Origin of the sequence: Halobellus salinus, from assembly GCF_014646875.1 — an archaeon.
GTDB classification, from domain to species: domain Archaea; phylum Halobacteriota; class Halobacteria; order Halobacteriales; family Haloferacaceae; genus Haloquadratum; species Haloquadratum salinum.
The window spans coordinates 4,563-8,228 of record NZ_BMOC01000037.1 but is presented as its reverse complement, the minus strand read 5'-3'; the positions used below and the strand labels follow the sequence as shown (position 1 = coordinate 8,228).

At 57.9% G+C, this 3,666-nt stretch carries 3 protein-coding genes; all 3 read left to right on the top strand.

What is annotated here, in order from left to right:
* A partial coding sequence (locus tag IEX72_RS14915; protein ID WP_188788775.1) for a hypothetical protein occupies nucleotides 1–2,683 on the top strand: 2,683 nt, incomplete at its 5' end.
* The gene (locus tag IEX72_RS14910; protein WP_188788773.1) at nucleotides 2,680–3,300 is read left to right on the top strand and encodes a BREX protein BrxB domain-containing protein; all 621 of its coding nucleotides are present in this window, start codon (nucleotides 2,680–2,682) and stop codon (nucleotides 3,298–3,300) included. The genes IEX72_RS14915 and IEX72_RS14910, both read left to right, overlap by 4 nt.
* On the top strand, nucleotides 3,297–3,666 hold a 370-nt coding region (locus IEX72_RS15315; RefSeq protein ID WP_229663866.1), incomplete at its 3' end, for a hypothetical protein. The genes IEX72_RS14910 and IEX72_RS15315, both read left to right, overlap by 4 nt.

The following is a 3,666-nucleotide window of genomic DNA, read 5'->3' as shown; positions in this document are numbered from 1 at the left end:
CCGGTATCAGCTCCCGAGCAAGCACGTCGGGGACATCGCCAAACGCCGGCTCTTCCAGAAGTCGGAGACGGGCGAAGACGCGGTTCGGCGAGTCCTTGACGGCGCCGATGTGAAACCGGCTGAGTCACTCGTGTACAACGAAATCAAACAGAACACGAAGCCGCCACTCGATGCGATTGGTGATGAGGAACTCGTGGAGTTCTACCCCTTCCTGCCGTATCACGCACCGCTGTTCCTCGAAATCCTGTTCAACCTCCGTCGGGAGGCGAACGACCCCGCAAAGTCCATCTTCTCGGGGACTGCCCGAGCCATCCTCGCGCTCATGCACGGGTTGCTCCGCGACTGGGTCGACGAGGGCAAGGAGGACCATATCGTCTCGCTGGTCGACTTCTTCGAGCTGATCGAGCCTGAGCTCCGTGAAATTTTACCGCAGGATATGCGGGTCGTCGAGGGCGCCGAAGAGACGACCGGAATCGCTGACGAGGTAGCCGACGACGAAAGTGAGCTTCAAGAGTTCGACCTCGACGTTGCAAAGGCGGTCCTCCTGCTCCAGCACGTCCACGAAATCGTTCCCTTGAACGAGGGGAATATCGCGGTCGCCGTCATGGACGACCTGAACGGCCAATCGTGGATTAGCACGACCAATCGGGTCGAGGAATCACTGGATCGACTGCAGAAGTTCATTCGACCGACGCAAGACGAAAGTGGGCCTCGCTATCGGTTTGCGACCCAGGAAGAACGCCTCATCTACGACGAAACCGAAGAGAATGAAGCTGACCCCGACTGGGACGACGTTGTCGACACCTTGGACGAACACCTCTGGAATCGCATCACCCAGGACCTATCGCTCCCAGAGTCAGTCCCGTACGGAGAGTCTAGTGACGAGTACCCCATTTCGTATCACTTCGGACTCGACGGGACAACATTCGAGAGCCGTATTGAAGCCGAAGGTGGGTTAGACATCGACGTCGATGTGCAGGGCGTCCGCCCAGACATAGAACCAGAGCAAACTGACGAGGACACGCTCTACTGGGAGATCGACACGGATGGTCTCCAAGATCTTCGCAAACGAATGATTGAGTGGTGGGCGCTTCGCGGCGCAATTGCCACGCGTGACGCCCCACCAGCCGTCGAGCGTGACCTCGAACAGCGTGCCAATGCCGTCCGAAGTAAGCTGACGAGTGCAATGATGAGTGGCTCCTATACCGTGAAAGATCGGACGGACATCAGTGGTCTCTCGAAGGCGATCCAAGCCACTGTCGACGTCGCCTATCCCGACGACTTCCACCCGATGATGCTCCAGGTCGACGAAAGTCGACTGCGAGAACTACGCGAACTCGATAGCGATGCACCGCTCCCGCCCTGGGCACGAACAATCCAAGTCCCCTCGTCGAACCAGAATGGTGGACAGGGTAAACAGACGATTCAACGAAACGTAATGTCCCTCACTGGCCGACAGCTGAAAGGCCGCGACGAAGGACTCAATATGAACACCGTTCTCGACGGGGTCGTTGAGGAGAAGCCATTCTACGACGAGGCCCGGCCTGCTCTCTGTGCGATCATCTGGGGGTTCTGTCGGGAGGGAAGACTACTACCAATCGACGAAGAGGGAAACACGCTGGAGGACGAAGCCGTCCTTGACCTCGACAGCCTCTCAACGACGAGGTTGAAACTCCTTCCACGCACAAACTTGAGCAAGCTGCTGGAAGAGGGTGGATTCAAGGAGACGACTGAAACGGTCGCGGATGGTCTCATCCACCTCCAAGAAGCTAACCAGCAGATTCGCTCGAAGCTGACCGGACTTCGTGAGGACGTCACGCTAGTCGTCGACACCGACGTGCGAACCGACGAAGTGGCTGGCTTACTCAATGCGTTTGCTGATGAGCTGGCGGAACGAATCAATACCACCGAAAATCGCATCTTAACCGTCAAGTCACAAGATGACGGTATCGAGGGTGTCATCGACGAGACCAACGAGGCCCAAGAGTGGGTCGAAGAGGTAACCGACGTCTGGAACCGGCGTCTTTCGACACTACACCAGCTCGACGCGGTACTAACGATTCGAAACCGCCAGTTCGACTGGGTTGACGACGACGCTCAAGCATCTATCGAGTCCCGCTCATCTGCGGTCTCATCGTTCGATGGGGAGTGGTGGACGACCGATGGGTGGAGTACACTCTCCGGAGAATTAGTTCCGGACCTCGCACCCGAACTTGAGAGGTCGTGGAACGCGTTCGTTGACGAACGAGGCCTGCGTGAACTAGTCAGCCGTATTGAGGAGCATCCATGGATTCTCCCAGCTACTGATCTCCCCGCAGGCGTCCACGTCGCCTTCGAAGGCGAATACATCACTCCAATGCGCCACCTCCAGCAGTGGTACGAAACCATCGAGAGCGCGATCACGGTGTTGTCTACCGATGCTGATTCAGACGATATCGTCGAGATTACTGACGACGTGGCGCAGTTAGAGCCGCTCGCTGAAACCATCGGGTACAGTCCAGGTGAACTGGATGGCCGGCTCGATGAACTGCCGTCGATCGTTGGGGATCGAACGCCGGACGACGTCGATCAAATCGGCATCGTTCCTGACGATCGGCAGAAACTGAATCGTCGGCTGGAGCGTCTCGTGGAACAGCAAGATCTTGAGATCGAGGAGACTGACGAAGGGGTGATTATTCGATGAGCCAGACGAGTTCGTCGCCGTATCGTGAATTCAAGGAGAAACTACGGACGTTCGCTCAGGGGCAACACGGGATTCGTAACCCGTTCGTCATCGCTGCTGTCGACCCAGCAGTCGAGCATCGGGTCGCAGATAGGCTCGCAACTTGGTCCGATGGACGAAAGGAAGCGCCAGAGATCCCTGACAGCATAACCGTGCAGCCGATCTGGCTTGACGAACTCCTCCCACGGACCGATGTGTACAAACTCCTCGTCGACCTGGGCGAACCCCTGGCTGAACTCGAGGGCGATACGTCGCCAGGTGAGCGTATCGAGGAGACGATGCAGGACCGGCTTGCCGACGAACTGGTCCAGCAAATGATCGAACACGAGCTCAGCGAAGCCCAGCTGGAGACCCAGAGCCATGTGGTACTCTTGCTAAATCTCGGCAGTCTGTATCCGTTCACGCGTGCATCGGAACTGCTGGACGAGCTTGACCGTCGGAACGTAAAGTCCACCATCGGAATCCCATTCCCGGGGGACGTCGTCGGCGGGAAGCTGAGCTTCTTCGGCGGTGAATCACGCCATTACTACCCCGCCCACCAGATTGACGGCCAGATCCAGGGGGTGCATCTCCAATGACTATCGACGACCTCTTCCACAGCGATCCGACGCGACAGCTCGAAGAAGTACAGAAAGTCAACGCTCGCGAGCGAGCCGAAACCGACGTGAGAGAGTTCTACGAAACCGACAGTGCCGAGCAGGTCCTCGAAACGCTCGGCGAAGCTATCCAGACCCATCCCGGTGAGGCCGCGCGGTTCCTCTACATCCACGCGACGTTCGGTTCGGGGAAGACCCACCTCCTGAAGCTGGTCGGCCTCCTCGCCGACGACGGATCCGAGTTCGCCTACCTGGGTGATCGACTTGCCGAACAGTGGCCGGGGTTCGATGAACTCCAGCAGGCAATCACAGACTCTCACGTCGACCGCCTCAAGCCAGTTTTCCTCA

Bases quoted from the DNA above. Each gene is read 5' to 3' on its own strand.
- IEX72_RS14910 (WP_188788773.1), top strand. From the start codon at position 2,680: ATGAGCCAGACGAGTTCGTCGCCGTATCGTGAATTCAAGGAGAAACTA.